Below are 24,122 nucleotides of genomic sequence, written 5' to 3'. Positions count from 1 at the left end.
GGCTCGCACTGTCGCTAATTGGTTGTAGCTATATCCAGCAAGGGCGCATAATCTTTAAGCTGGACAGATCGATACCCACTTGCATGATAGCGCTCCACTGCGTCATAGGCATCCGGGGCATCCTTGACCATTGCCATAAGCATCGTGGTCAAACGTGCTCTGTCCTCCTTGGACATATCGCTGTGCACAGCATGCGGACTTGGTGGCACCGGACGTGATTGCCAGATGGTAATGAAGTCCGGATCTCCCAAAGTTTTACGCTTCTTCGCCAAACCGTCAATATAGGATGCCACTGCTCCCGGAGCGGTCAACAAGCTATGATTGTAGGGCGTGGAAGACCAAACCAATGCCGCATCCACCTCTCCCTTGAACAGTCTTTCGAGAGCCAGTTCCGGTTTTTTCTCAGCCACCACTTCAGCTAGATCAATCGTCGGATCCAAGCCAGCGAGGCGCAACTCATTCATCGCCATATGATAGGGCACTGCAGCTTTGGTAGACGATAGAGCCAACTTCTTACCTGTCAGATCTGACAAGGACTTGATATTGCTGTTCTGCTTGACCACCAGCACCATGAAGGTACCATTGTGACCATTGTCGAGAACCGGTGCCACCAGCGGCAATACACACCCACAAGAGGCATAGGCCTGTGCAAAGGCACTGGCTGGATAATAGGCATAGTCAATCTGTTTGGAAATATGAGCCAAAACCAGCGCTTTGGCCGTTGGAAAGGCTATGATTTCGACAGGACGCTGAAGACCAGCCACCATATATTTTCGAAATGGTTCAATCCGTGCCTGCAAGTAGGCAGCACCACGAGTGGCAACCAGACCGATTCTCAGAATTGAGGGTTGGGCTTGTTGGGACAATTCTGGCAAGATTTGACTTTGCACCTGATCCGGTGATTGCGCCTGAACGACTGGCAGAAGGAATTCACCCTTTTCATTTTCATGATTAGGTTGGGTCACCTGCTGCTGGTTCTGCTGGCTATGGCTTGCGGTCAGCAGCAGCAGATTGCTGACGATAAAGGCAATCACAATCTGAAAAAGGACTGAACGAAGGCGACTGGTGGCCTGAAACATCAAGGGCATTCGTATTTCCAAACATTGAAAGCGATGTTCGAATCATTAATGCCATAATGAGGTCATATGACGATGGGATCAAACTGGTCTTATCATTGCTTTGTATGAATCAGGAGTATCCATGTCTGCGCCAATCTCTGCCATTATCTTTGATATCGGAAATGTCCTGATCCAATGGGACATGCGACTGTTATATCGAAAGCTCTTCCCTGATGAGGAAGCTATCAACCGGTTTATCGACGAGACTGACTTATGGGCCTGGAACCTTGAGCAAGATCGTGGACGAGATTGGAACACGGCCGAGGAAGAACTCGTTGCACGCGCCCCACACTATGAAAATGAAATCAGAGCTTTTCGCTCCCGTTGGCATGAAATGGTGCCAGGTCCAGTTTCGGGCACCGTTGCCATCAAAGAAAGCCTGAAAGAACAAGCTGTTCCGCTTTATGCAATTACCAACTTTGCCTCTGACACATTCATCGAGACACAGCAACGCTTCCCTTTCCTCTATGAGTTTGAAGATATAATTGTCTCAGGGGAGGAAAGGCTGATCAAGCCCGACAAAGCCATCTATAATATGCTGTTGCAAAGAAACGGATTGCGAGCAGAGGAATGCCTCTTCATTGACGACAGTGTTGCCAATATCGAAGGAGCAAGACAGGTCGGACTGCAGACACACCATTTCATCAAGCCAGAGCTACTCGGACAAGACTTGCGCACCCGTGGCTTCCCCATCTGAGTGCCAAAATGCAAAAAGGCGCTCGAGGAGCGCCTTTTCAAGAAAGCTATCAGACTGATACTAGCCTTTGAGGGTCTGATTGTATACTCCGACTTCAGGATTCTCGCGCAGAACAGCATCGACTGCTTCAAACATCTCCTCCAGACGCTGCTGACTTGCAGGGCTCTCGATCACCACCACAATTTCAGGCTTGTTGGAGGAGGCTCGAACCAGCCCCCAGGTGCCATCTTCGACCGTCACGCGAATACCATTGACCGTGACCGCATCGATGAGTTTTTGGCCACCAAGGCTTTCACCCGCTTCGACCATGCCTGATAGTTTGGCTACCACCCGATCCACCACTTCATATTTGATCTCATCAGCGCATTTGGCCGACATGGTGGGTGAGCCATAGGTTTTTGGCAGATCGCTATACAGATCACTCATACTCTTGTCCGAATTGCGATCCAGCATATCGCAGACAGCTAACGCAGAGAGAATACCGTCGTCATAGCCACGGCCAATAGGTGCGTTAAAAAAGAAGTGACCGGATTTCTCAAAACCCACAATGGCATTCAAGTCCGTTACTCGACGTTTGATATAGGAATGGCCGGTTTTGAAATAATCGGTCACTGCACCATTGGCGTTCAATACCGGGTCCGTCTTGAACAAGCCAGTTGATTTGACATCCACCACAAATTGCTTGTTGTCATGGATTGCCGAGATGTCGCGGGCCAGCATAACACCAACCTTGTCAGCAAAAATCTCGTTACCTTTTTCGTCGACGACACCACATCGATCCCCATCACCATCAAAAGCCAGGCCGACGTCAGCTCCGGTTTCCAGTACCCGGTCTCGAAGCGCATGCAGCATCTTCAGGTCTTCCGGGTTCGGATTGTAATTGGGGAAGCTATGGTCGAGGTCGCAGTCCATCTCAATCACTTCACAACCAATGGCTTTCAGCACATGTGGAGCAAAGGCCCCGGCAGTCCCATTGCCACATGCGGCAACAACTTTGAGCTTGTTCTTGAGTTTAGGGCGATTGGCCAGATCATCCATGTAACTTTTGGCAAAATCCTCGACAATTTCCAGACCACCGCCCTCGCGTATTTCCTGCTGACCATTCAGCACCACATCCCGCAGCATCGCCATTTCATCGGGTCCAAAAGTCAAAGGGCGATTTGCGCCCATCTTGACGCCGGTCCAGCCATTTTCGTTATGAGAAGCAGTGACCATGGCAACAGCCGGACAATCCAGCGCAAACTGAGCGTAGTAAGCCATGGGAGACAGAGCGAGACCGATATCCTTGACTTTGCAACCAGCTGACATAAGGCCGGTGATCAAAGCCATTTTGATAGATGCGGAATAGCCGCGGAAATCGTGCCCTACAATGATGGAAGGTTCCACGCCCAGCTTATGCAATACGGTGCCAATACCAGCTCCAAGAGCCTGCACACCCATCAGGTTCAGTTCTTCTCCAAACAACCAGCGGGCATCATATTCCCGAAACCCGGTTGGTTTGACCAAGGGTTTGGTTTCGAACTCATAAGTGTTGCTCTTGATGGAAGCCGATGGCTTTGGAAACATGAAAAGTTCCTCTCTGATACGAACTGGTCCGCAAGATATAAGCTAAAGATTATGAATACAGGCTTACAACAATCCCGCTCTGTGTTGAATATGCTAATTTTCCAGAATGAGCCGATTGCGTGATAGTTCAAAGCGTTTGAGCTTTTTCAGGAATGTCATACCCAACAGGCTCACCTGCAATGTGCCCTTGGGTGCAATCATGGCTTCAATATTGTCTTCCCGGATCCCCCCCAGCTCAATGGTACGCAGTTTCACCCGGGCAGCTCTTCCCTCACCATTGGCCGTTTGCACTCTGATCGTGAAATCCGAAGATCTGGGATTCAGACCTATCTTGCGAGCATCTTCATAGGAAAGAACAACGCTGGAAGCACCTGTATCCACCAAAACCCGAACCGAGCGTCCGTTCACCCGGGCACGTGTCAGGAAATGTCCCCGACTATCTGCTTTCAATCGCAGTCTCCCGGGGGAAGAGGAAGATCTGGCTTGATCCCGGTTGGTCTCGGTTCTGACGGCATAAGTGCTAGGACCCGGATCGTTATAGCCATTGGTTTCCATGAAATTCGTGACCAAATGAGGCATGTAGGAGAAAATGCCGATAGCAAGCCCCGCAAGAATAATCAAACGCACCATTTTGCCTACTCCTTGTGTTGGCAGGCAGCATGATGGAAAAGCGCCAAGAAGGAGTAAAGGGAAGGAGGCTGGCGACTGAATGAAGTGCTTTTTTTGAAATCTAAAGTAAACAAGGCCTGAAGGATCTGCTCCTTCAGGCCTTGTATTAGGACGTAGACTTATAAATCTACCCTGTCAGATAATTTGGCTTATTTGGTGCCATACATGCGGTCACCCGCATCACCAAGACCAGGAATGATATAATTCTTCTCATTCAATTTTTCATCAATGGCTGCTGTGATGATTGGTACATCCGGATGCGCATCAGTGAAAGCTTTCACGCCCTCTGGAGCTGCCAGAAGAGAAACAAATCGCAAATTATGGGCACCGCGCTCTTTCAGTTTTTCGATGGCCAGGATAGCGCTGTTGGCGGTAGCCAACATCGGATCAACTGCAATAACCAAACGGTTTTGCAGGTCTTCCGGCGCCTTGAAATAATATTCGACAGCTTCAAAGGTCTTCGGATCACGGTAAAGGCCAACATGAGCAACGCGAGCGGATGGCACCAGATCCAGCATGCCTTCCAAAAGACCGTTCCCAGCACGCAGGATAGATGCAAAGACCAGCTTCTTGCCAGCAATCATCGGCGCTTCCATTTCCATCAAAGGTGTTTCGATGGTTTTGGTGGTCATTGCCAGTTCGCGGGTGGCTTCATAGCAGAGCAAATGAGAGATCTCGCGCAGCAAACGACGAAAACTGGCGGTTGACGTATCCTTATCCCGCATGATGGTGAGTTTATGCTGAACCAGCGGGTGGTCTACGACTGTTACCTGTTTCATTGCGCCCAAGTCCTTGTCATTTTGATATCTGATCTTATTCCTTGTCTTTAGCCCAAGCGCTCCCCTGCCTGCAAGCTCCAGAAGCAGGAGAGATAGGGGCTTATGCGGGGTTTTCCGCCGTTATTTTACACGTTCACACAAGGCACAACGAGTTGTCTCATCGAGATAGGCGGCCTGCAGGGATCTTTTAGTGAAACCGAGCATTGTCGTTCGGTCCCATCCCTTGATTTGCGCCATAGCATCATAATCCTCACCAATGGAGGTATGGAAGAACGGAGGGTCATCCGACGAGATAGTTGTCTTGATCCCCGCCTGTATCAATTTATCGATTGGATGATCTTTGCGGCTATCATAAAGGCCAAGCGAGACATTGGAGCCGGGACAAACTTCGAGAACGATATTCTCATCAACCAGTCTCTTCATAAGATCTGTGTCCTCGCTGGACCGGACACCGTGACCAATGCGATCAACGGGCAAATGATCCAACGCATCAATAACACTTTCCGGACCACCAAACTCCCCTGCATGGGTCGTACATTTCAAACCAGCTTCAGTCGCAATTTCATAAGCAGGTGCAAAAGCTTTCTGGCTATGCATGCGCTCATCCCCACCCATACCAAAACCGGTTACCAGTGGATGAGGCCTATTTGCAACGGTATTGGCGACACCGATTGCTTTTTCCGGCCCCATGTGACGCACGCAGGTCACAATGAAACGGGCCTCAATTGGAAAGCCATCTTTCTCGCTCCGGGTTTTGGCACGTTCATAACCCTCGGCTACGCCTTCCAACAGATTATCATAGCTCATGCCCATCAGCGCAACATGATCGGGAGAGATGAAAAACTCGGTATAGAGACATCCTTCCTCTGCATTGCGCTTGAGATAATCTTCCACCAGATCGGCATAATCTTCTGGCGTACGAATGACGGCTGCCACTCGGTCCCAACATTGCAGAAAGCTGGTGAAGTCGGTCCAAATATACGAACCATTATCGTCGATGATATCGTCAAGGTTTGCCCCATGACGCGCTGCGAGTCTGCGCACCAAGTCAGGATAGGCAGCTCCTTCCAAATGGCAGTGCAATTCCGCCTTTGGCAGCTTTTGACCTGTTGGTTCATAGCTCAATGAACTCAGCTTATTTGTCATCCGATTTTCCTTTTTCTTATCTTGGATGATGGATAGAGAAATCCCGGCGAGATGCCGGGATTATCTTTGCTTCATGCGTTCAGGAACGATGTCCCGTGCTTGCCGGGTGCAAGCCCCAGATGGTCGGCCACAGTCTCGCCTATATCGGCAAAGGTTGCTCGACTACCGGCATATCGTGCCTTGATACCCGGGCCGAACATCATCACTGGCACCTGCTCACGGGTATGATCTGTTCCCGGCCATGTGGGATCGCAGCCATGATCTGCGGTAAGGATCACCATATCCCCATCACGCAACACAGCTTCCAGCTCCGGAATGCGCTTGTCGAAATATTCCAACGCAGCCGCATAACCTGGCACATCGCGACGATGGCCATAATGCATGTCAAAATCGACCAGATTGGAGAAGACCAGATCACCGTCCTTCGCCATCTCAATGGCTTGCAGCGTGGCATCAAAGATATTGGGATTGCCCGTTGCTTTGATTTTTCTGGTTACACCCTGATGCGCAAAAATATCGGAGATCTTGCCAACCGATATGACTTCTCGCCCTGCTTCATTTGCACGATCCAACAGGGTTGGTTCCGGTGGAAGAACCGAGAAGTCCCGGCGGTTGCCGGTTCGCTCGAAGTTGGCAGGACTATCGCCTATGAAGGGACGCGCAATCACACGGCCAATATTGTAAGGTTGAACCAGCTCATAAGCCGCTTCACAAATCTCATAGAGACGGTCAAGGCCAAAATGCTCTTCATGCGCTGCGATCTGATAAACCGAGTCAGCCGAAGTGTAACAGATCGGCATGCCTGTACGGATGTGCTCTTCGCCAAGCTCATTGATCACAATAGTACCAGATGCATGCTTATCACCCAGAATTCCCGGAAGTCCGGTCTTCTCCAGAAAAGCCTTGGTCATTTCAGGAGGAAAGGTTGGCTCGGTCTCAGGGAAATAACCCCAATCGAAGGGAACCGGAACACCTGCAATCTCCCAATGACCGGAAGGCGTATCCTTGCCCTTTGAAATTTCTGACGCGTTTGCGCACAAACCGTCAATCTCATCGCCATGGTTCAAGTTGGCCGGACGTTCACCGCAAGCCTTTTCAGCCACCAAACCAAGACCGTAACGATCCATATTGGGTATCTGCAGCGGCCCCGAACGCAATTCATCCTTATCACCATCGCCCTTGGCGCAGGCAGTTGCGATATGGCCCAGAGTATTGGAGCCTGTATCGGGATGGTTTGGATCACCATATTGAGCAGCATCGGCAGCACCACCAATGCCGAAACTATCTAGTACCAGAAGAAATGCCCGTGCCATGATGGCACCTCCTTCTATTGGGTTTTGACAGGCTCTTTTCTAGCCTGTGATTGTTTCATAAACCGCACGGCTATCGATCTTGCTTTCGCCAATCTGATAGGCCTGTTGCACCATTTCCATAGCGCGTTTCACCTGATCATCAGTGTGGGCATAGACCCGGGCAATCGGCTGGTCTTGTTCAATCTTGTCGCCAATTCCAGCGAGATTGTCCAAGCCAACGCTGTGATCAATTTCATCACTAGCCTTGCGGCGACCACCACCAAGCTCAACCACAGCAATGCCAATCCGACGGGTATTGATCGCCTCAACATAACCGGCTTTTGGGGTGATGATATCGACGACCTTTGGAGCCAAGGTTAGATATTTATCCATCTTCTCTACAAAGTCGCCCGAACCGCCCAAGGCAGTCACCATATGGGAGAATTTCTCAGTTGCCGCACCCGAACGATAAGCATCTTCCATTTTGGAAACGCCATCTTCGAATGTCTCTACCAGCTTTGCGATGCGGAGCATCTCCGCTCCAAGAGCGACCGTGATTTCCCAGTTACGTGGATCAATATGATCCCCTGTCAGGAAGTCCACTGCATTTTTCATCTCAATGGCATTGCCGGCCGCAGTTGCCAGTGGCTCATTCATGTCTGTAAGCAGAGCAGATGTTTCCACGCCAGCACCATTGGCAACAGTGACCAAACTCTTGGCAAGGATCTGACTTTGCTCGTGGCTTGGCATGAAGGCACCAGATCCGGATTTCACATCCAGCACCAGGCCATCGAGACCTGCCGCCAGTTTTTTGGACAGGATGGAAGCCGTGATCAGGTGAATGCTTTCCACTGTCGCTGTGACATCGCGAATGCCATAAAAGCGCTTATCCGCCGGGGCCAAATCCGCCGTCTGCCCGATGATAGCACAGCCGACTTCTTTGGTGACTTTGCGAAAGAGTGCATTGTCTGGTTGGGTGACATAGCCCGGGATGGAATCAAACTTGTCCAATGTACCACCGGTATGGCCGAGGCCGCGACCAGAGATCATGGGAACATAGGCACCACAAGCCGCCAATGCCGGAGCCAGCATCAGAGAGACATTGTCCCCTACACCGCCGGTGGAATGCTTGTCCACCACAGGTCCGTTCAGCTCGGACCAATCCAGAACGACGCCGGAATCGCGCATGGCCAAGGTCAGCGCGACCCGCTCATCCAATTCCATACCTTGAAAATAGACAGCCATGGCAAGAGCGGAGATCTGGCCTTCCGAGACGCCACCATTGGTGATGCCATCAACGAAGAACTGGATTTCGTCCTTGTTCAGACGCCCGCCATCGCGTTTTTTACGAATGATTTCCTGAGCGAGCATCAATAGCCCTCCCCAGCCTGTTCTATCTTACCTTCCATCGCGGCAAGCAAAGCATCCAGAACGCCAGACGCACCAAAACGGAAAGTCTCAGGCTTGGCCCAATCTGCACCCATATATTTGTCAGCGATAGCCAAGTAAGCCCCTGCATCTTCCAAGGAACGCACGCCACCAGCTGGCTTGAAACCAACCGAACGACCGCTTTGGGCAATGGCTTCGATCATGACTTCGGCAGCTTCTGGCGTAGCGTTGACCTTGACTTTGCCAGTGGAGGTCTTAATGAAGTCAGCACTTGCTTCAATGGCCATATCGGACACTTCGCGAATGATCGCTTCGTCTTTCAGCTCACCCGTTTCCAAAATGGTTTTCAGCTTGGCAGGGGCTGGAATGGCTTCACGCACACGAACAACCATGGTCTCGGTATAACCCCGACGACCCTCAAGCCAGCATTTGTAAGGCACCACCAGATCAATCTCGTCTGCACCATCAGTCAGAGCCTGTTTGGTTTCTTCGACCACACCTGCAACATCTTCGCCGCCAGCAGGGAAGTTGACCACGGTGGCAATCTTGATGCCGGTGCCGTTCAACAGTTCCTTGGCTTGTGGAATGAAACGTGGCCAGATACAGATTGCTGCCGTATTGCCATAAGGCGTTTGCGCCTTGGCGCAGAGTGCTTCGATATCAGCAGGCGTACAATCGTCATTCAAATTGGTCAGATCCAAAAGAGAGATGGCCTTTTGGGCAAGCTCTTGGTCTGTCATGCTCATGGTCTTTCTTCCTTTAAATCTTTGCCTTATTGGCCAGATAGGCCCGGATTACTTTTATCAGTTTCACAGCACCGATGGGGCCGACTTCCTTGGTTTCTTCATGAGACAATTCCGTGCCGCTCATGCCAGCGCCATAATTGGTGATGGTAGAGACCGCGCCCACTTTCAGCCCCATCCAGCGCGCCATGATGACTTCTGGCACCGTGGACATGCCAACAGCATCAGCGCCGAGCATACGGATGGCTCGAATCTCGGCAGGTGTCTCAAAGCTTGGACCGGAGAACCATGTATAGACACCACTTTTCAGATCAACGCCTACATCGACCGCTGCCCGAGTTAAATTGGCACGAATGGAGGCATCATAGGCTTCGGTCAGTCCAACGAAACGATCTTCGCTTTCAATACCGATCAGTGGATTACGGCCGGACCAGTTGATGTGATCGTCAATCAGCATCAACTCGCCTGGTGCGATTTCTTCGCGCAGAGAACCTGCAGCATTGGTCAACAATATCTCCTCGCAGCCCAGAGCCTTAAGAGTTGCAAGCGGAACTTCCATCACACGTGCATTGCCAGATTCATAGAAATGCGCACGGCCAGCGAGGATCGCAACTTTCACACCCATCAAGGTGCCAACAATCAACTCTGATGCATGAGACGAGACTGATGAGACTGGGAATCCGGGCAAATCGGCATAAGGAAAACGCACCGCATTTTCTACCTGATCAGCCAGAGAGCCGAGACCAGACCCCAGCACCATACCGATTTGGCAAGAGCCGGGAGCTTTTTCCATTACGCGATTTGCGGCATCGCGCGCCAAACCTTGCGTGGTCATTTAAGCATCTCCTTCCAGATTGAAAGCGGCTGGAAGCAACTGGCCCAGCGTGAATGAGGATTTTATGCCACCTGGATCTGCGGCATGAATGATTGTGTTCGTCGTGCCGAATTCGCTGATCCGTTGACGGCATCCTCCACATGGTGTGATGGGAGGATCTAGTTCTGCTATCACCACCAATTCCACGATTTGGCGATCAGCACCACTTTCCGCTGCCATGATCATGTGGGAAATTGCGGAGGTTTCGGCGCACCAACCTTCGGGATAGGAGGTATTTTCTATATTGGCTCCTACATGGACTTTATCGGATGCAGTGCGCAAGGCGACCCCGACATTGAAGCGCGAATAAGGGGCGTGGGCCTTGTCACGAGCTTCCACTGCCATTTGGAATAGCTCAAGGGTTTGAGGAGTGACCTCAATTGCATTGTCTGTCATGTCAGCCTCGATTCTAGCGTTCTTTGGTGTAGGCCACGCCACCAGCCTTTGGTGGAATTGCCTTGCCAATGAAGCCCGCAAGCAGGACCACAGTCAGGATATAAGGCAGCGCTTGCATGAATTGAACAGGCACTTCACCAATAACCGGAAGCACTGTGCCTTGGGCACGGATCGCAACAGCATCGAGGAAACCAAAGAGGAAGCAAGCCCCAAGGGCATTGATCGGTTTCCATTTGGCAAAGATCAGCGCCGCCAAAGCGATGAAACCCTTACCTGCGGTCATATCCTTGGAGAAACCCGCAGACTGGGCAATGGACAGGTAGGATCCTGCAATACCGCAAAGAACACCTGTGATCATCACCGCTTGATAGCGCAGAGCAATCACGGAAATACCAGCCGTATCCACTGCACCGGGATTTTCACCAACAGCACGCAAACGCAAACCAAAGCGGGTGCGATAGAGGATCCACCATGTCAATGGAACTGCAGCAATGGCAGCATAGACCAGAAGGCTATGGCCAGAGAGTAGTTCCGAATAAAACTGGCCGATGATTGGCACATCCCGCAAGCTTTCAGCGAATGGCAATTCGATAGGACGAAAGCGCGCTTCGTTTGGTAATTGTGGCGTCTTGCCACCCATGCTGAACCAAGCCTGACCGAGCAGGGCTGTCAAACCAGCGGCTACAAAGTTGATGGCGACACCAGAGACAATCTGGTTGCCGCGTTGGGCGATAGATGCATAGCCATGGACCAAAGCAAGCCCGACAGAAACCGCGATAGCAGCTAACAATCCAAGCCAAGCGGAGCTGGTGATATAAGCAACGGCCCCTGCTGCAAAGGCTGCACCCAACATCTTGCCTTCCAAGCCAATATCGAAAATACCAGAACGCTCGGAGTAGAGCCCCGCGAGACAGGCCAATAGCAGAGGCACCGACAAACGTAAGGCTGAATCAAGAATCAGGGTGAAGGTTTCCAGAAATTCCATCGTTTCTCTCCTTCTCCCTTAAACCGCGCCAGCGGCGATTGGCTTGCGGACGAAAATCTTGATCAAGGCAGGACGGAACATATGCTCCATAGCTCCGGCAAAAAGGATAACCAGACCTTGAATTGAGATGATCATATCACGGGTAATTTTTGGCATCTCGAACGCCAGTTCAGCGCCGCCCTGATAGAGCATGCCGAACAGGATTGAGGCCATGATGATGCCCACTGGATGGGAGCGCCCCATCAAGGCCACCGCGATGCCCACAAAGCCATATCCCGCAGTAAAATCAAGCAGCAAACGATGCTGAGTTCCCATCACTTCATTCAATGCCAGCATGCCGGCCAAGGCACCTGAAATCATCATGGTGACGATGGTCAGTTTGGAGACATTCATACCGGCATAAACAGCAGCATTGGGATTGGTCCCCATGGTACGGATGGCATAGCCAAGACGAGTACGCCAAATCAGCGCCCATACCATCACACAAGCTACCAACGCCACGACAAAGGACAGGTTCAGCGGGCTGTGTTCAATCTTGATGCCAATCCATTCCAGAACTTCATGCACAAACGGAAGACGGCCTCCTTCAACGAAGGTGCGGCTTTCCGGCTGCATGGAACCAGGTTGCTTGAGGATATTTACCAAGAGATACGCCATCACCGCTGATGCGATGAAGTTGAACATGATGGTGGTGATAACGATATGGCTACCACGTTTGGCTTGCAAATAGGCAGGAATGGTTGCCCAAGCTGCGCCGAAAAGTGCGCCTCCCAGCAAAGCAAACGGGAAGGTCATCCACCAGGGGATATAATGATCAAGCGCCAGACAAGCGAGTGCGACGCCGAGACCAGCGAAGTAGGCCTGACCTTCACCCCCGATATTGAACAAGCCTGCATGGGCAGCTACTGCCACAGCAAGACCGGTGAATATGAAATTGGTGGTATAATAGAGTGTGAAGCCAATGCCTTCGCCGTAACCGAGGGAGCCCTGTACCAGCCAGTAAACCGCTTCCAACGGATTTTCACCAATCAGGAGCACCACAAGTCCTGAGACCAGCAAAGCCGCAGTCAGGTTCAATAATGGAATGAGGCCATAATCAACCCATTTGGGAAGTTTTGCCAAAGGAGCACTCATGATGGCTCTCCTTCTTTTTGGGAGGCTTTGTCATCTTCTTTGCTGATACCAGCCATCATCAAACCCAATTCGCCCTCAGACGCAGAGCCGTCACGTTCACCAACAACCTTGCCGGCAAACATGACCAGGACTCGGTCGGACAGAGAACGAATTTCGTCCAGTTCAACGGAAACCAGAAGGATAGCTTTCCCTGCATCACGCAGCTGGATGAGGCGCTTATGGATGAACTCAATCGCACCTATGTCTACACCACGGGTTGGCTGACCAACCAGCAGGATGTCTGGATCGCGTTCCATTTCGCGAGCCAGAACCAGTTTTTGCTGGTTGCCACCTGAGAAATTGGCAACCTTGAGGTTCGGATCCGGTGGTCGGACGTCAAAATCGTCCATATAGGTTTGCGTTTCTTCGAGAATGGCGCCCAGATCCAGGAACATGCCGGAGCCATATTTGTCGAGATCCTGATAACCAAGGATCATGTTTTCCGTTGCCGGGAATTTTGTCACAAGGCCAGTACGGTGGCGATCTTCTGGCACATGAGCCATTCCGCGATGACGCAACTCGTTGGCATCAGCTTTTTGCGTCACACCGATTGGATCATCATTCAGCAGCACACGGCCAGAACTTGCTCTGATCATACCAGCAATGGCTTCCATCAATTCTGATTGGCCATTGCCGGAGACACCTGCGATTCCGACAATCTCACCTGCACGCACAGAAAAGGAAACATCATCCACCAGTGTCACGCCACGTTTATCGGTGACAGTCAGGTTCTCAACCTTCAGGATTTCTTTACCCGGTGTGGCCGGCTCTTTCTCGACGCTCAGCAGCACATGCCGTCCAACCATCAATTCAGCCAGCTCTTCGACAGAGCTTTCCGCAGTCTGGACTGTCGCGACCATTTCACCGCGGCGCATGACGGATACTTCATCGGTGATGGCCATGATTTCGCGCAGCTTATGAGTGATGAGCAGGATGGTTTTACCCTGATCACGCAATTGCTCAAGAATTCGGAACAAGTGATCAGCTTCTGCCGGTGTCAAAACACCGGTCGGTTCATCAAGGATAAGGACATCAGCTCCACGATAGAGCGCCTTGAGGATCTCGACCCGTTGCTGCAAACCAACGGGGAGTTCTTCAATCAAGGCATCCGGATCAATATCCAGAGCATATTCATCTGCCAGGCGCTTCAATTCGTTGCGTGCCCGGGACATTCCACCAGCAAGCGTCCGGCCGCCTTCAACACCCAGAACGATATTTTCCAACACACTGAAGTTATCGACCAACATAAAATGTTGATGCACCATGCCGATACCGATTGAGATTGCTTTCTGACTGTCACTGATCTTTTCCAACCGACCGTTGATATAGATCTCACCAGCATCCGCTTGATAGAAACCATACAGAATGGACATCAAGGTCGATTTACCTGCACCATTTTCGCCGATGATGCCGTGAATGGAGCCCTTCTTGACGGTCAGATCAATGTTGCGGTTGGCATAAACCTGCCCAAACCGTTTTTCAATTCCGACCAACTGAATGGCTGACTGATCATTGCGCGCCCCGGCCTTATGTGCCTGTGCGGGGAGCCGGGGGGAGTCGGTAGAGTTGGCATGCTCACTATCCAAGGCTTAGTTCCCTATTCTTCAAGACATTGCCAGCGATCCTTGAATCACAAGCAATGCTTTAAGTTTTCGTTTTGAAGCGAGTCCTTGTCCGAAAAGTGCTTCAACTTTTCGAAAGGCACGCCCTAAGCCCGTCGTCCCACTGGATCCAGTTAACCTGTCTAGCGCTGCACTTGTCTGCTCTGGCAATGCCAGAAGCACATGTGCCTTATCTGGTCCGCTTGTCAGCCATTGGCAAAGTGCGGAAATGTGTGGATGTGAAGAGCTTGTCAAACCTTTTTCTCTCATTTCATCGCAAAGAGGAAATGATCAGAATTTTGGTTTCGGCTCGAAAAAAGCGAACAAGAATTCCGCGATTTTTCCGAACTTCGGTTTGCCAAAAGCTTTAATGACGGGCAACCCAGACGGGTTTGTTCGTCATCATAAAATAAAAAGACGCTCCGAAATTGTATTTCGGAGCGTCTTGTTTATCTTAATATGGGCATGTGTTATCTGCACGATAATCGTGAACAACAATCTTGCCTGCAATGATGTCTTTGGTAGCCTGCTCGACAGCGGCACGCATATCATCAGAGATCAAAGGCTTGTTGTTGCTGTCATCCGCCCAGGCAACGCCATCTTCAGCCAAACCCAGAACATTGATGCCAGCGGACCATTTGTCATCAGCCAGATCTTTGAATGCATTGTAAACAGCAACGTCAACGCGCTTGACCATTGAAGTCAGAACTTTACCCGGATGAATGCCATTCTGATTGGAGTCAACGCCGATGCCGAGTTTGCCAGCATCTGCTGCTGCCTGCAGAACGCCAGCGCCGGTGCCGCCAGCTGCGTGATAAACAACGTCAGCACCGCGGTCGATCTGAGATTTTGCAAGCTCGCCACCTTTCACCGGATCATTCCATGCCGCGCCGGTGGTCCCAGTCATGTTTTCGAACACTTCAATTTTAGGATTGGCTGCTTTGGCACCTTGCTTATAGCCGCAAGCAAATGCACGGATGAGCGGGATATCCATACCGCCAACGAAACCGACCTTGTCAGACTGTGCAGCTTTGGCAGCCAACAGACCGACCAGATAGGAACCTTCATGCTCCTTGAACACAACAGAGCGCACGTTTGGCAGATCAACAACCATGTCGATGATGGCAAATTTGGTGTTCGGGAATTCCGGCGCTACTTTCTTCAGAGCTTCGGCCTGAGAGAAGCCGATCACAACAATCGGATCGTGACCTTTTTTGGCAAAACGACGCATGGCCTGCTCGCGCTGGGTGTCGTTCTGAAGCTCGAAATCCTTGTAGGCAGTGCCTGTGTCTTTGGCGTATTTATCAGCACCTGCATAGGCGGACTGGTTGAATGACTGGTCATTCTTGCCACCGAGGTCATAGACCACAGCAGGTTTGATTTCTGCAGCAAGCGAAGGCGCAGCAACCATCATAGTCGCAAGCGCTGCAGCACCGAAAAACTGACGCAACATAAGCATCCCCTTCATAAATGTTATGATTCTATTTCCATAATCATCGATATTGGAGCCATATCGTCTCCTATGCGCCCTATACAGATCGATCGACTCGCAAGATCTGTCAGTTCACCCAAAAACAATACGGCCCAAACTTCAACCTTAGTCTTGCACGGTCTAGCGCTCTTTGCAGCCAGAATCTTTGATTTCCACCATGGAGGAATGATTTTTGTTGTTTTTTGCGTAAGAGAGAATGATTTGGCGGTTTTGAGCAATAAATTTGCACCTCACCGATATGATTTCACGCTCATATCGCTGCTGAAATGCTATCATTTGATCTTTAAATTCGCACAGATGCACAATTTTTGACCTAAAATAGGCATCATCTTTCCGGTAAATCCTGCGACTCTTTTTCAGTTGATAACCTATAGATCAGGTCCCAATCGCCCTCTTATTTCCGAGGCTTTACTCTTCTTGTTGCTTCTGCTGCCAGGGGATCATCAGGCCAAACATGCTTTGGATATTGCCCCTTCATATCTGCCTTGACCTCTTTCCAGCTTCCCCGCCAAAAGCCAGGTAGGTCTCTCGTCACCTGTATTGGGCGTTGAGCCGGAGAGAGCAAATGCAGAAGCAGCGGGATCTGTCCGTTCAGAATCGTGGGATGCTGATCCAAGCCAAACAGTTCCTGCACACGTACGGCCAGCACCGGACCATTCTGCTCCGCATAGTCGATTGGAATTTTGGAACCTGTGGGTACAACGAAGTGGCTTGGCAACAAATCATCCAAACCGGACAGCTTCTCGTAAGGCAATTGTGCCTGCAAGGCTACCTTCAAATCCCCAGATGTCAGCTCGTCGACAGCCATTTTCCCGGCAAGGAATGGCTGCAACCAATCTTCCAGTGTGTCGAGGAGAGCCTGATCTGAAAAATCTGGCCAGCCCTCTTCTCGTGTAGATGCAAATAGAACGCGCCCTCGCCAACGTTCCAGTTCCTTGGTGAAAGGAAGCGCTTTCGTACCTTTGCGGCGAATGGCATCAATCAAGGCTGTCTGCAGCGCTTCGGGCGATGGGTTCTTGAGCTTTTTCTCTTCCAGTACCACTTTGCCAAGACAGAGCTGTTGGCGTGCCCGCACGCTATTGCTCTGCCTGTCGAACTCGACCTGCTCTCGTTCTTCAAAATGATGACCAAGCTCGGCTTCGATCTCGGATCTGGTGATCGGTGTCGCCAAGGTTATGCGCGCCTTACTGGCAGCGCCCTGCAAATCTGCAACCACCAGAAACTGGTTGGCATTGAGAGGATCATCTTCTTGCAGTATTCCACCACGGCCAGAAGCCAGCAGATAGCCCCCCTTTGCACCGCGTCGCATCGCAACGCGATCAGGATAGGCGAGCGCCAGAATACGGCCCGCTTCCTCAATTCTAACTGACCCTGCTGGCTTACCACTCATCCAGCGTTTGGCGAGAGATTTGATCTGTTTGGCATTGTTCAACCGGTTTGATTGTAAATCCTGCAACAGGCGGCGCAGGTCATTGTGACGTAAACGCCCGCCTTCACTCAGTAACGCAGCGATCAGACAGGCGAGATATTCGTAACCCTCTCCCGTTGCCGTAACAATCATATGGCCGAGGCGTGGAGGAACAGGAAGCCGAGCGAGCTGTTTGCCGTGATCGGTCAGACTACCTTCCTCATCCAATGCGCCCAAAGATTGCAACAGTTTGACCGCCTCAATCCAACCGGCTTTTGGAGGTAAATCAAGCCAACGCAGGTTCTCTGGATCCCTCTCTCCCCAAACGGCAAGATCAAGTACCAGGCGAGACAGATCGGTTTGCAGTATTTCGGGTGGCTCGAAAGCAGGAAGCGCTGCCATCTGGCCTTTGTCCCATAAGCGATAACAGATACCGGGCTCGGTTCGCCCAGCGCGACCTTGGCGCTGCTCTGCGCTGGCGCGCGAAACACGCACCGTTTCAAGTCTCGACAGACCCAATCCGGGCTCAAAATGCGGACGTCGAACCAGGCCGCTATCGACAATAATGCGCACCCCTTCGATTGTCAGTGACGTCTCGGCAATGGACGTTGCGAGAACAATCTTACGCTGTCCCGACGGTGCAGGTTGAATGGCTCGATCCTGCTCTCGACCTTCCATTGCACCGAAAAGTGGGGCGAGCAAACATTCTTTTGGGATTTTGCCGCTCAATCGATCATTCACGCGCATGATCTCCGCTTGGCCGGGCAAGAATACCAAAACAGATCCTTGCTCTTCTGCGATTGCTTCCAGAATAGTGGTGCAAACGCCATCTTCCAGACGATCTCTTGGCTTGCGCGGTCGGTAGCGTGCTTCAACCGGAAAAGCCCGCCCCATGCTTTCAATCACTGGTGCGTCACTCAGCATGGAAGACACCCGTCCACCGTCCAGCGTGGCCGACATGACCAAGATACGCAGATCATCGCGAAGAGCTTCCTGTGCATCCAAAGCAAAAGCAAGGCTCTTGTCGCCATCAAGATTACGTTCATGGAATTCATCGAAGAGAATAGCTGCAACCCCATCCAGCGATGGATCTTCAACGATCATGCGTGCAAAGACGCCCTCCGTTACCACTTCAATGCGGGTTTTGGCGGAGACACGGCTTTCCATGCGCACTCTATAGCCGACACGCTCTCCCGACTTCTCACCAAGCATCGACGCCATGCGGCGGGCGGACGCCTTGGCAGCCAAACGGCGCGGCTCCAGCATGATAATTTTGCCGTCTTCTTCCTTGCGCCATGGCTCATTCAGCAAGGCAAGCGGAACACACGTCGTTTTACCAGCTCCAGGAGGAGCAATCAGTACTGCCTTGTTGCCGTCCAGCATCGATGTTTTCAATGCAGGAAGTGCTTCCAGAATGGGCAATTGAGGTAAAGATATTTCGGCCATAACCTCGCCTACCCGTCTGCCTTTCACAAAGCAAGGAAAAAGATTGTCTGTTTCGTGTTCGGATCGCGCCTCGGCTTACCGCCCGAGATCAATCAAAGGCCCGGCTGCGGCTTTGGCATCTTCCTCATCGTGGGTGACGAGCAGAATTGGAACACCTTGTGCTTTTGCCTTATCAAACACCCATTGACGCATTTGCGCGCGTAATGATGCATCGAGTTTGGAGAATGGCTCATCCAGCAGCAACGCTTGCGGCTGTGAGAGTAGAACCCGGGCCAGTGCCACCCGTGCTTTCTGACCACCGGAAAGCGTTGCTGGATCCCGATCATAAAAATCAGCTAAATTGATATCTTTCAGCGTGGCACAAACCCGCTCTTTCCGCTCGCTCCCCCGCGCATCCTTCGCGAGACCAAAGAGCAGGTTCTGGCCAACAGAGAGATGAGGAAAGAGCAACGGATCCTGAAAGAGGATGCCAATCTTTCGCTCATGGGCTGGCAGCGCGCAGATATCGCAGCCATTCAGCATTACCTTACCTGAAGCCTTGAATTCTGATGCCAGGAAACCACCGATATAGGCAAGCAAGGTAGATTTTCCAGACCCCGAAGGACCCATGATGGTAGCAATCTGACCGGGTTTCACATCCAGTGAGACCGACAACAAGGACTTGCCATCCAGAGCAATGTCGATCTGGCTGAGTTGCAAACCGGAAGCAACCAGCTTGTCCTGCACCATTTCTGTCGCGATGGAAGGATCGATCATATCGAATGTTTCTGATTGGGTCATGCTCTTCTTTCCAACGGGCTAATGATGATGCGGGCTCATATCACGCCGGTTACGGTGGATCCAAGCAGGCAATGCAATGGCCAAGGCAAAGCCCACGAATGGCAGGATCATTTGCATAATGGCATAAATCCCGATGATGCGCCTGTTACCGCCGGATGAGAGCGCAACGGCTTCTGTCGTGATCGTTTCCCATCTGCCGCCACCAATCAGCACAGTTGCCAGATATTGACCGATGGATACTGCAAATCCCACAGCTGCCGCTGTCATGATAGGTCGTAGGAGAAGTGGCAAGCGAATACGGAAGAAAATTTTCCAAGGCTGAGCACCAAGGCTTGCTGCCAGTTGCGCATAGCGAGGCTCAAAATGTCGCCACGGGTCACCCAACGACAAGAAGACATAGGGCAATACGAAGACCAGATGAGAGAGCAGTAGGCCCAGAGCCGAATGCTCCCATCCCAACAACAAGAACAGCAATTGCAGTCCAAAGAGAAAAGCAACTTGCGGAATGATCAATGGAATATAGAGGAGCGTCAACGCCCCCTCCCCGGCCTTCTGGCCAGCTCTCGTTTCCTGTTCCAGACAAAGCAGCGTGATCACAAGGGCAATAATAGCGGCCAGCAATCCGATGCCAATAGAGTTCAGCAATGGTTCGGCAAGCATTGGCAATTGCTTGATCCAACTTTTCAGAGTGAAAGCCTGTGGCAAACTTTCTGGGAAGCGCCAGAAACCGGCAAATGACCAGACAAGCAAGCCCGCCAATCCCAGAATAAGAGAGAGAATGACGATAAGAACCAAGGTTCCCGAGGCCAACCGCCAAGCTGCATCACGCTGGAAACGCCAGCCACCGCCGACAAGAGCTTTGAAAAGGGTTGCGGTCAGTTTTTCGCCCAGCCACCAGACCGCCAAAGCAGCCAAGGTCACAAACAACTGTAGAATCGCCCCGGCAGACGCCAGAAAGCGATATTGCAGATCCGGATCAGACATCCAGCGCACCAGTTGGACCGCCAAGGTCGGAGGATTGGTTGGGCCAAGAATGAGGGCAACATCCACTACAGATGTTGCGTAGGCTATGACGGCAAAAACCGGCAACCTTATTTGTTTGTAGAGACGTGGCCAGACCGCGAATAACCAACTTGCCATCGGACCATAGCCAAGAGTCTGGGCAACCCTTGCATTGCGTACAGCATCCACTTGTGGCAAGGCGGCCAAGGTCACCAGAAGCAGGAACGGCAATTCCTTGGTCGCAAGACCTGCAATCAAAGCCAGGCCTTCCGGATCTTTTGGAAAGAGCCAATCAGGCGGACGTGTCCAACCAGTCAGTTCTGGCGACAGAAAGCGAACGATCCACCCAGAAGGTGCCAGCAGAAAAGCGAGCCCGAATGCCGTCGCAGCATGAGGGATCGATAAAAGTGGTGAAATCAGAAGCTGAATGAAGGAGAAAAAGCGAGTGCCACTCCAGGCACTGATCAGCATCACGACCAGACTTAGGGACAAGAATGTCGTGATCAGTCCTGACGAGAGGCTCAACCAAATGGAGCCGGACAATCCCGGTGTTTGCCACAATCTTGCAAAATGACCGATTGTCACTTCTTCCCCGCCCAATGCTGGCAAAAAGCCAAAGGCTGGAGCCAGTGAGCCAGCAAGGCCGAACAGAATTGGCCCTAGCATAAGGCCAACAGCCAACATGGGTGCAAATTGAAGCAAGAGCCTTTTGATCCTTTTCAGATCTTCTCATCTAGTTTCAGCTTAGCGCCGAACACACTCTTCTGACAGGGTAAATCGAAACCCGATAGCCGGTTGGAATGGGCCATCGGGTTCAAATTCAGTCCAGCTATTCGACAGTTATGAAAGGCAACAAATTACTGGGCCCCGTAACGCTTGGTCCAATCCTTCTCGATACGCTCCATCCAGCTGGCATGAGGCTCTGGCAATGCCTGACCAAACTCCTCCGGCTTCAGAGTAGCAACACCCAAGTCCAGTGTATCAAAACGCGCTTTGTCTTCACTTTTCAGGCTCGCTATGTTCAAAACGGTCGGATCACCCCAGACATTTGGATCTTGCTTGCGTGCCTGTGCCTCAGGCGACAGCAGGAAGTTAGCGACAATGAAGGCACCAGCCTTGGCATTTGCGTTATAGGGAATGGCCACGAAATGGCTGTTGCCGATGGTACCATTCTCAAACACGAAGGAACGCACACTGCCTGGCAACTCATTATTTGCAATTGCAGAAGAAGCAGAGCCAGGATTGAAGGTAAAAGCGATATCAATCTCACTGTCGGCGAGCATGGTTTTCAAGCTTGTGACATTTTCAGGAAATGCCTTGCCCTTGCGCCAGAGAACCGGGTTGAGTTCATCAAGATAGGCAAACAGCTTTTCGGACACTGCTTTGTAAGTTTCTTCCGTAACCTGTTTGGACAGAACGGTAGCATCCGGTGCCAGTTCCAATGCGATCTGCTTCAGGAAAGTCGAGCCGATGAAATCTGGTGGTTTTGGATAAGCAAAACGACCGGGATTCTTCTTGGCCCAATCAAGCAAGGCGGTTGCAGACTTCGGAAGATCTTTGGTCACTGCGCTATCGTAATAGAAGGATAGTTGAGCCATACCCCAAGGACTTTCAAGACCATCTGTTGGCACGGTAAAGTCTGTGGTCAGGGTCGGCTTTCCCTTGATATCTGCATATCGATAATTGGGCAGATCCGGTGCCCAAGCTTGCGGCAAAAGCAGACCTTTTTCCTTCATGGAGGCGAAATTCTCGCCATTGATCCAAACCAGATCAACCGAACCGCCTTTATCCTTACCTGCAGCTTTCTCTGCTACCACCTGACTGACAACGTTGGCAGTGTCACTCACTTTGACATGCTTGAGCGTTACGCCATATTGTTTCTTCACCTCATCGCCAATCCAGGCAATATAGTCATTGATGCGATCGCCGCCGCCCCAGGCATGCCAATAGACTGTCTGGCCTTTGGCGACGTCCTGAACCATGGCCCAGTCTTTTGCAGATATCAGATTGGCGTGACCATCCGCCAGAGCGAGCGGACTTGCTACCAGCATGGTACCCAATGCAAGACCAGACAATCCAGCCAGTAAATGCCGGCGGCTAATCCTGGAGCGTTTGATATCAGATGAGCTGACATTCATTGAGCGGGAAACCATTGCAAATCCTTTATGTTGTTCGGTATCGAGAAACATTTCTGCCTTTGTTTCAGCTTTGTCGTCACGCCGTCAATTCACATTCCTTTGAGTGAACGGTGAGATTGGGGAAATTGCGACCTTTTCAGGCCTTTTCCAAGATCAGGGTAAATGCCTAGGCATGGATACAAAAAAAGCCTCGCATCGTTCCCAATGCGAGGCTTTGATCTATCAGGATGCCAGACCTTAATCGCCAGCACCAGCATCTTCGGCCTGTAGTTGAGCATATTTCTCGTTGCCCAGCTGGGCAAGCAGATTCAGCTGGGTTTCCAGGAAATCGATGTGACCTTCTTCATCACCAATCAATTCTTCAAACAGCTTCATGGACATGAAATCACCCGCCTCATTGCAAGCCTTGCGCGCTTCCATATACAATTCACGGGCAGAGATTTCAGCCTTCAGATCACTGTCCAGAATTTCTGAAATAGACTGGCCAATCATCAGCGGATCAAGCTGCTGCAAGTTTGGATGACCTTCAAGGAAAAGAATACGCTCAATCAACTTGTCTGCATGTTGCATTTCCTCGATGGATTCTTCACGCCATTTGGCAGCCATTTTCGTGTAACCCCAATCATCCAGCAGGCGATAGTGCAGCCAATACTGGTTCACTGCGGTCAGCTCATGGCGCAGAGCCTTGTTCAAAAATTCAATTACCTTTGAATCACCCTTCATGACGGTCCTCTTTCAATGTCTGTTTTATTTAGCACGAACCCGTTGGCCTACGCCGCTTTCGCTCAAGATTCGTAAATTAGAATAATTCTAAACTAATCTTATTGGATGTTAAGGTCAATGCATTTACGAGAAAATACGCTGCCAGTATCAACCAAGCGTAGCAAACGTGATTGAAATCCTTGGAGATAACGCCTCCTGAATATGCAAATCCGTATTCTCAAACTCTTTTCGATAGCTGGCCTTGGAAGCAATCCGAAAAATTCATGAAAAACCCGGACAATCGTTGGGTGCAGCTGTAAAGCGTCTTTGCCGCAAACGGTCCAGATCTTCACGATGCGCTATGGTCACTTCATGGCCAAGATCCAGCAGAAGTGCCTCAATCATCGGGCGGCAACATCCACATTTGGCCTTGCATCCACGTCCGCGATAGATCTGGTTTGATCTTAGAGGCTTACCAGGATTTTCGTCCGCCAGTTTCTGTGCGATCTCACGTATTTCGTGATCGGTGATATGATTGCAATGGCAGATGATCATATTGGACCCAATTTTTTCTCTTGCTGACCCTTTGCGGCCAAGTCCCATGCGAGCTATAACTCAACCGGACGCACTTTCCCTTGTGTTAGATCAAGCTTATCAGGGCTTGTCCGTATGACAAAGAAATGTAGTCTTTCAAAATCAAGTTTCCAGTCCATAAGATACAATTGT

General features: G+C 51.0%; 21 protein-coding genes. 1 reads left to right on the top strand and 20 read right to left on the bottom strand.

Going from position 1 to position 24,122, the window contains the following annotated elements; all coding sequences use genetic code 11:
- Nucleotides 1–14: 14 nt before the first annotated feature.
- Complete coding sequence (locus tag CRO57_RS18975; RefSeq protein ID WP_097155064.1) at nt 15–1,088, bottom strand: phosphate/phosphite/phosphonate ABC transporter substrate-binding protein; 1,074 nt, start codon at nt 1,086–1,088, stop codon at nt 15–17.
- Between the two features lie 112 nt (nt 1,089–1,200).
- Between CRO57_RS18975 and CRO57_RS18970 the strand changes: the two genes are divergently transcribed.
- The gene (locus CRO57_RS18970; protein ID WP_097155063.1) at nt 1,201–1,815 is read left to right on the top strand and encodes an HAD family hydrolase; all 615 of its coding nucleotides are present in this window, start codon (nt 1,201–1,203) and stop codon (nt 1,813–1,815) included.
- 60 nt (nt 1,816–1,875) lie between these two features.
- Here the strand turns inward: CRO57_RS18970 and CRO57_RS18965 are convergent, their stop codons facing one another.
- From CRO57_RS18965 to CRO57_RS18875, 19 genes are all read right to left on the bottom strand, one after another.
- A complete protein-coding gene (locus tag CRO57_RS18965) occupies nt 1,876–3,381 on the bottom strand; it encodes a phosphomannomutase/phosphoglucomutase (RefSeq protein ID WP_097155062.1) in 1,506 nt (501 codons plus the stop codon).
- Nucleotides 3,382–3,474: 93 nt separating this feature from the next.
- Nucleotides 3,475–4,011, bottom strand: coding sequence for a retropepsin-like aspartic protease family protein (locus CRO57_RS18960; RefSeq protein WP_097155061.1), 537 nt, complete (start codon nt 4,009–4,011; stop codon nt 3,475–3,477).
- Nucleotides 4,012–4,199: 188 nt separating this feature from the next.
- Entirely contained in the window at nt 4,200–4,829 is a 630-nt protein-coding gene (upp, locus tag CRO57_RS18955) for a uracil phosphoribosyltransferase (protein WP_097155060.1), read from the bottom strand.
- 120 nt (nt 4,830–4,949) lie between these two features.
- Nucleotides 4,950–5,975 (bottom strand): adenosine deaminase, encoded by a 1,026-nt coding sequence (locus CRO57_RS18950; protein ID WP_097155059.1) that lies wholly within the window; start codon nt 5,973–5,975, stop codon nt 4,950–4,952.
- A gap of 71 nt (nt 5,976–6,046) precedes the next feature.
- The gene (locus CRO57_RS18945) at nt 6,047–7,288 is read right to left on the bottom strand and encodes a phosphopentomutase (RefSeq protein ID WP_097155058.1); all 1,242 of its coding nucleotides are present in this window, start codon (nt 7,286–7,288) and stop codon (nt 6,047–6,049) included.
- Between the two features lie 39 nt (nt 7,289–7,327).
- Complete coding sequence (gene deoA / locus CRO57_RS18940; RefSeq protein ID WP_097155057.1) at nt 7,328–8,638, bottom strand: thymidine phosphorylase; 1,311 nt, start codon at nt 8,636–8,638, stop codon at nt 7,328–7,330.
- Nucleotides 8,638–9,396: a deoxyribose-phosphate aldolase gene (deoC, locus tag CRO57_RS18935; protein ID WP_097155187.1), complete on the bottom strand. Its 759-nt coding sequence runs from the start codon at nt 9,394–9,396 to the stop codon at nt 8,638–8,640. Before deoC ends, deoA begins: the two co-directional genes overlap by 1 nt.
- 19 nt (nt 9,397–9,415) lie before the next feature.
- A complete protein-coding gene (locus tag CRO57_RS18930; protein ID WP_097155056.1) occupies nt 9,416–10,234 on the bottom strand; it encodes a purine-nucleoside phosphorylase in 819 nt (272 codons plus the stop codon).
- Nucleotides 10,235–10,669: a cytidine deaminase gene (gene cdd / locus CRO57_RS18925; protein ID WP_097155055.1), complete on the bottom strand. Its 435-nt coding sequence runs from the start codon at nt 10,667–10,669 to the stop codon at nt 10,235–10,237.
- Nucleotides 10,670–10,682: 13 nt separating this feature from the next.
- Nucleotides 10,683–11,654, bottom strand: coding sequence for an ABC transporter permease (locus CRO57_RS18920; RefSeq protein WP_097155054.1), 972 nt, complete (start codon nt 11,652–11,654; stop codon nt 10,683–10,685).
- Between the two features lie 18 nt (nt 11,655–11,672).
- Nucleotides 11,673–12,788 carry an ABC transporter permease gene (locus tag CRO57_RS18915; RefSeq protein ID WP_097155053.1) on the bottom strand — a complete coding sequence of 372 codons (1,116 nt, stop codon included), beginning with the start codon at nt 12,786–12,788 and terminating at the stop codon, nt 11,673–11,675.
- The gene (locus tag CRO57_RS18910) at nt 12,785–14,326 is read right to left on the bottom strand and encodes an ABC transporter ATP-binding protein (protein WP_244580161.1); all 1,542 of its coding nucleotides are present in this window, start codon (nt 14,324–14,326) and stop codon (nt 12,785–12,787) included. The genes CRO57_RS18915 and CRO57_RS18910 overlap by 4 nt, the downstream gene beginning before the upstream one ends.
- 556 nt (nt 14,327–14,882) lie before the next feature.
- Complete coding sequence (locus CRO57_RS18905; RefSeq protein WP_210200941.1) at nt 14,883–15,881, bottom strand: BMP family lipoprotein; 999 nt, start codon at nt 15,879–15,881, stop codon at nt 14,883–14,885.
- A 433-nt stretch (nt 15,882–16,314) separates the two neighbouring features.
- Nucleotides 16,315–18,774, bottom strand: coding sequence for an ATP-dependent helicase HrpB (gene hrpB, locus CRO57_RS18900; protein ID WP_097155050.1), 2,460 nt, complete (start codon nt 18,772–18,774; stop codon nt 16,315–16,317).
- A gap of 75 nt (nt 18,775–18,849) precedes the next feature.
- Nucleotides 18,850–19,503, bottom strand: coding sequence for an ATP-binding cassette domain-containing protein (locus tag CRO57_RS18895; protein ID WP_097155186.1), 654 nt, complete (start codon nt 19,501–19,503; stop codon nt 18,850–18,852).
- Between the two features lie 69 nt (nt 19,504–19,572).
- Entirely contained in the window at nt 19,573–21,258 is a 1,686-nt protein-coding gene (locus tag CRO57_RS18890; RefSeq protein ID WP_342068287.1) for an ABC transporter permease, read from the bottom strand.
- 155 nt (nt 21,259–21,413) lie between these two features.
- Nucleotides 21,414–22,607, bottom strand: coding sequence for an ABC transporter substrate-binding protein (locus CRO57_RS18885; RefSeq protein WP_097155185.1), 1,194 nt, complete (start codon nt 22,605–22,607; stop codon nt 21,414–21,416).
- A gap of 324 nt (nt 22,608–22,931) precedes the next feature.
- Entirely contained in the window at nt 22,932–23,417 is a 486-nt protein-coding gene (gene bfr, locus CRO57_RS18880) for a bacterioferritin (protein ID WP_097155048.1), read from the bottom strand.
- 261 nt (nt 23,418–23,678) lie between these two features.
- Nucleotides 23,679–23,999, bottom strand: coding sequence for a (2Fe-2S)-binding protein (locus CRO57_RS18875; RefSeq protein ID WP_097155047.1), 321 nt, complete (start codon nt 23,997–23,999; stop codon nt 23,679–23,681).
- Between the last annotated feature and the right edge of the window lie 123 nt (nt 24,000–24,122).

Source organism: Cohaesibacter gelatinilyticus (assembly GCF_900215605.1).
Classification (GTDB): Bacteria; Pseudomonadota; Alphaproteobacteria; order Rhizobiales; family Cohaesibacteraceae; genus Cohaesibacter; species Cohaesibacter gelatinilyticus.
Note: the sequence above shows the minus strand (reverse complement) of the source record. Positions and strands in the feature narration are given on the sequence as shown.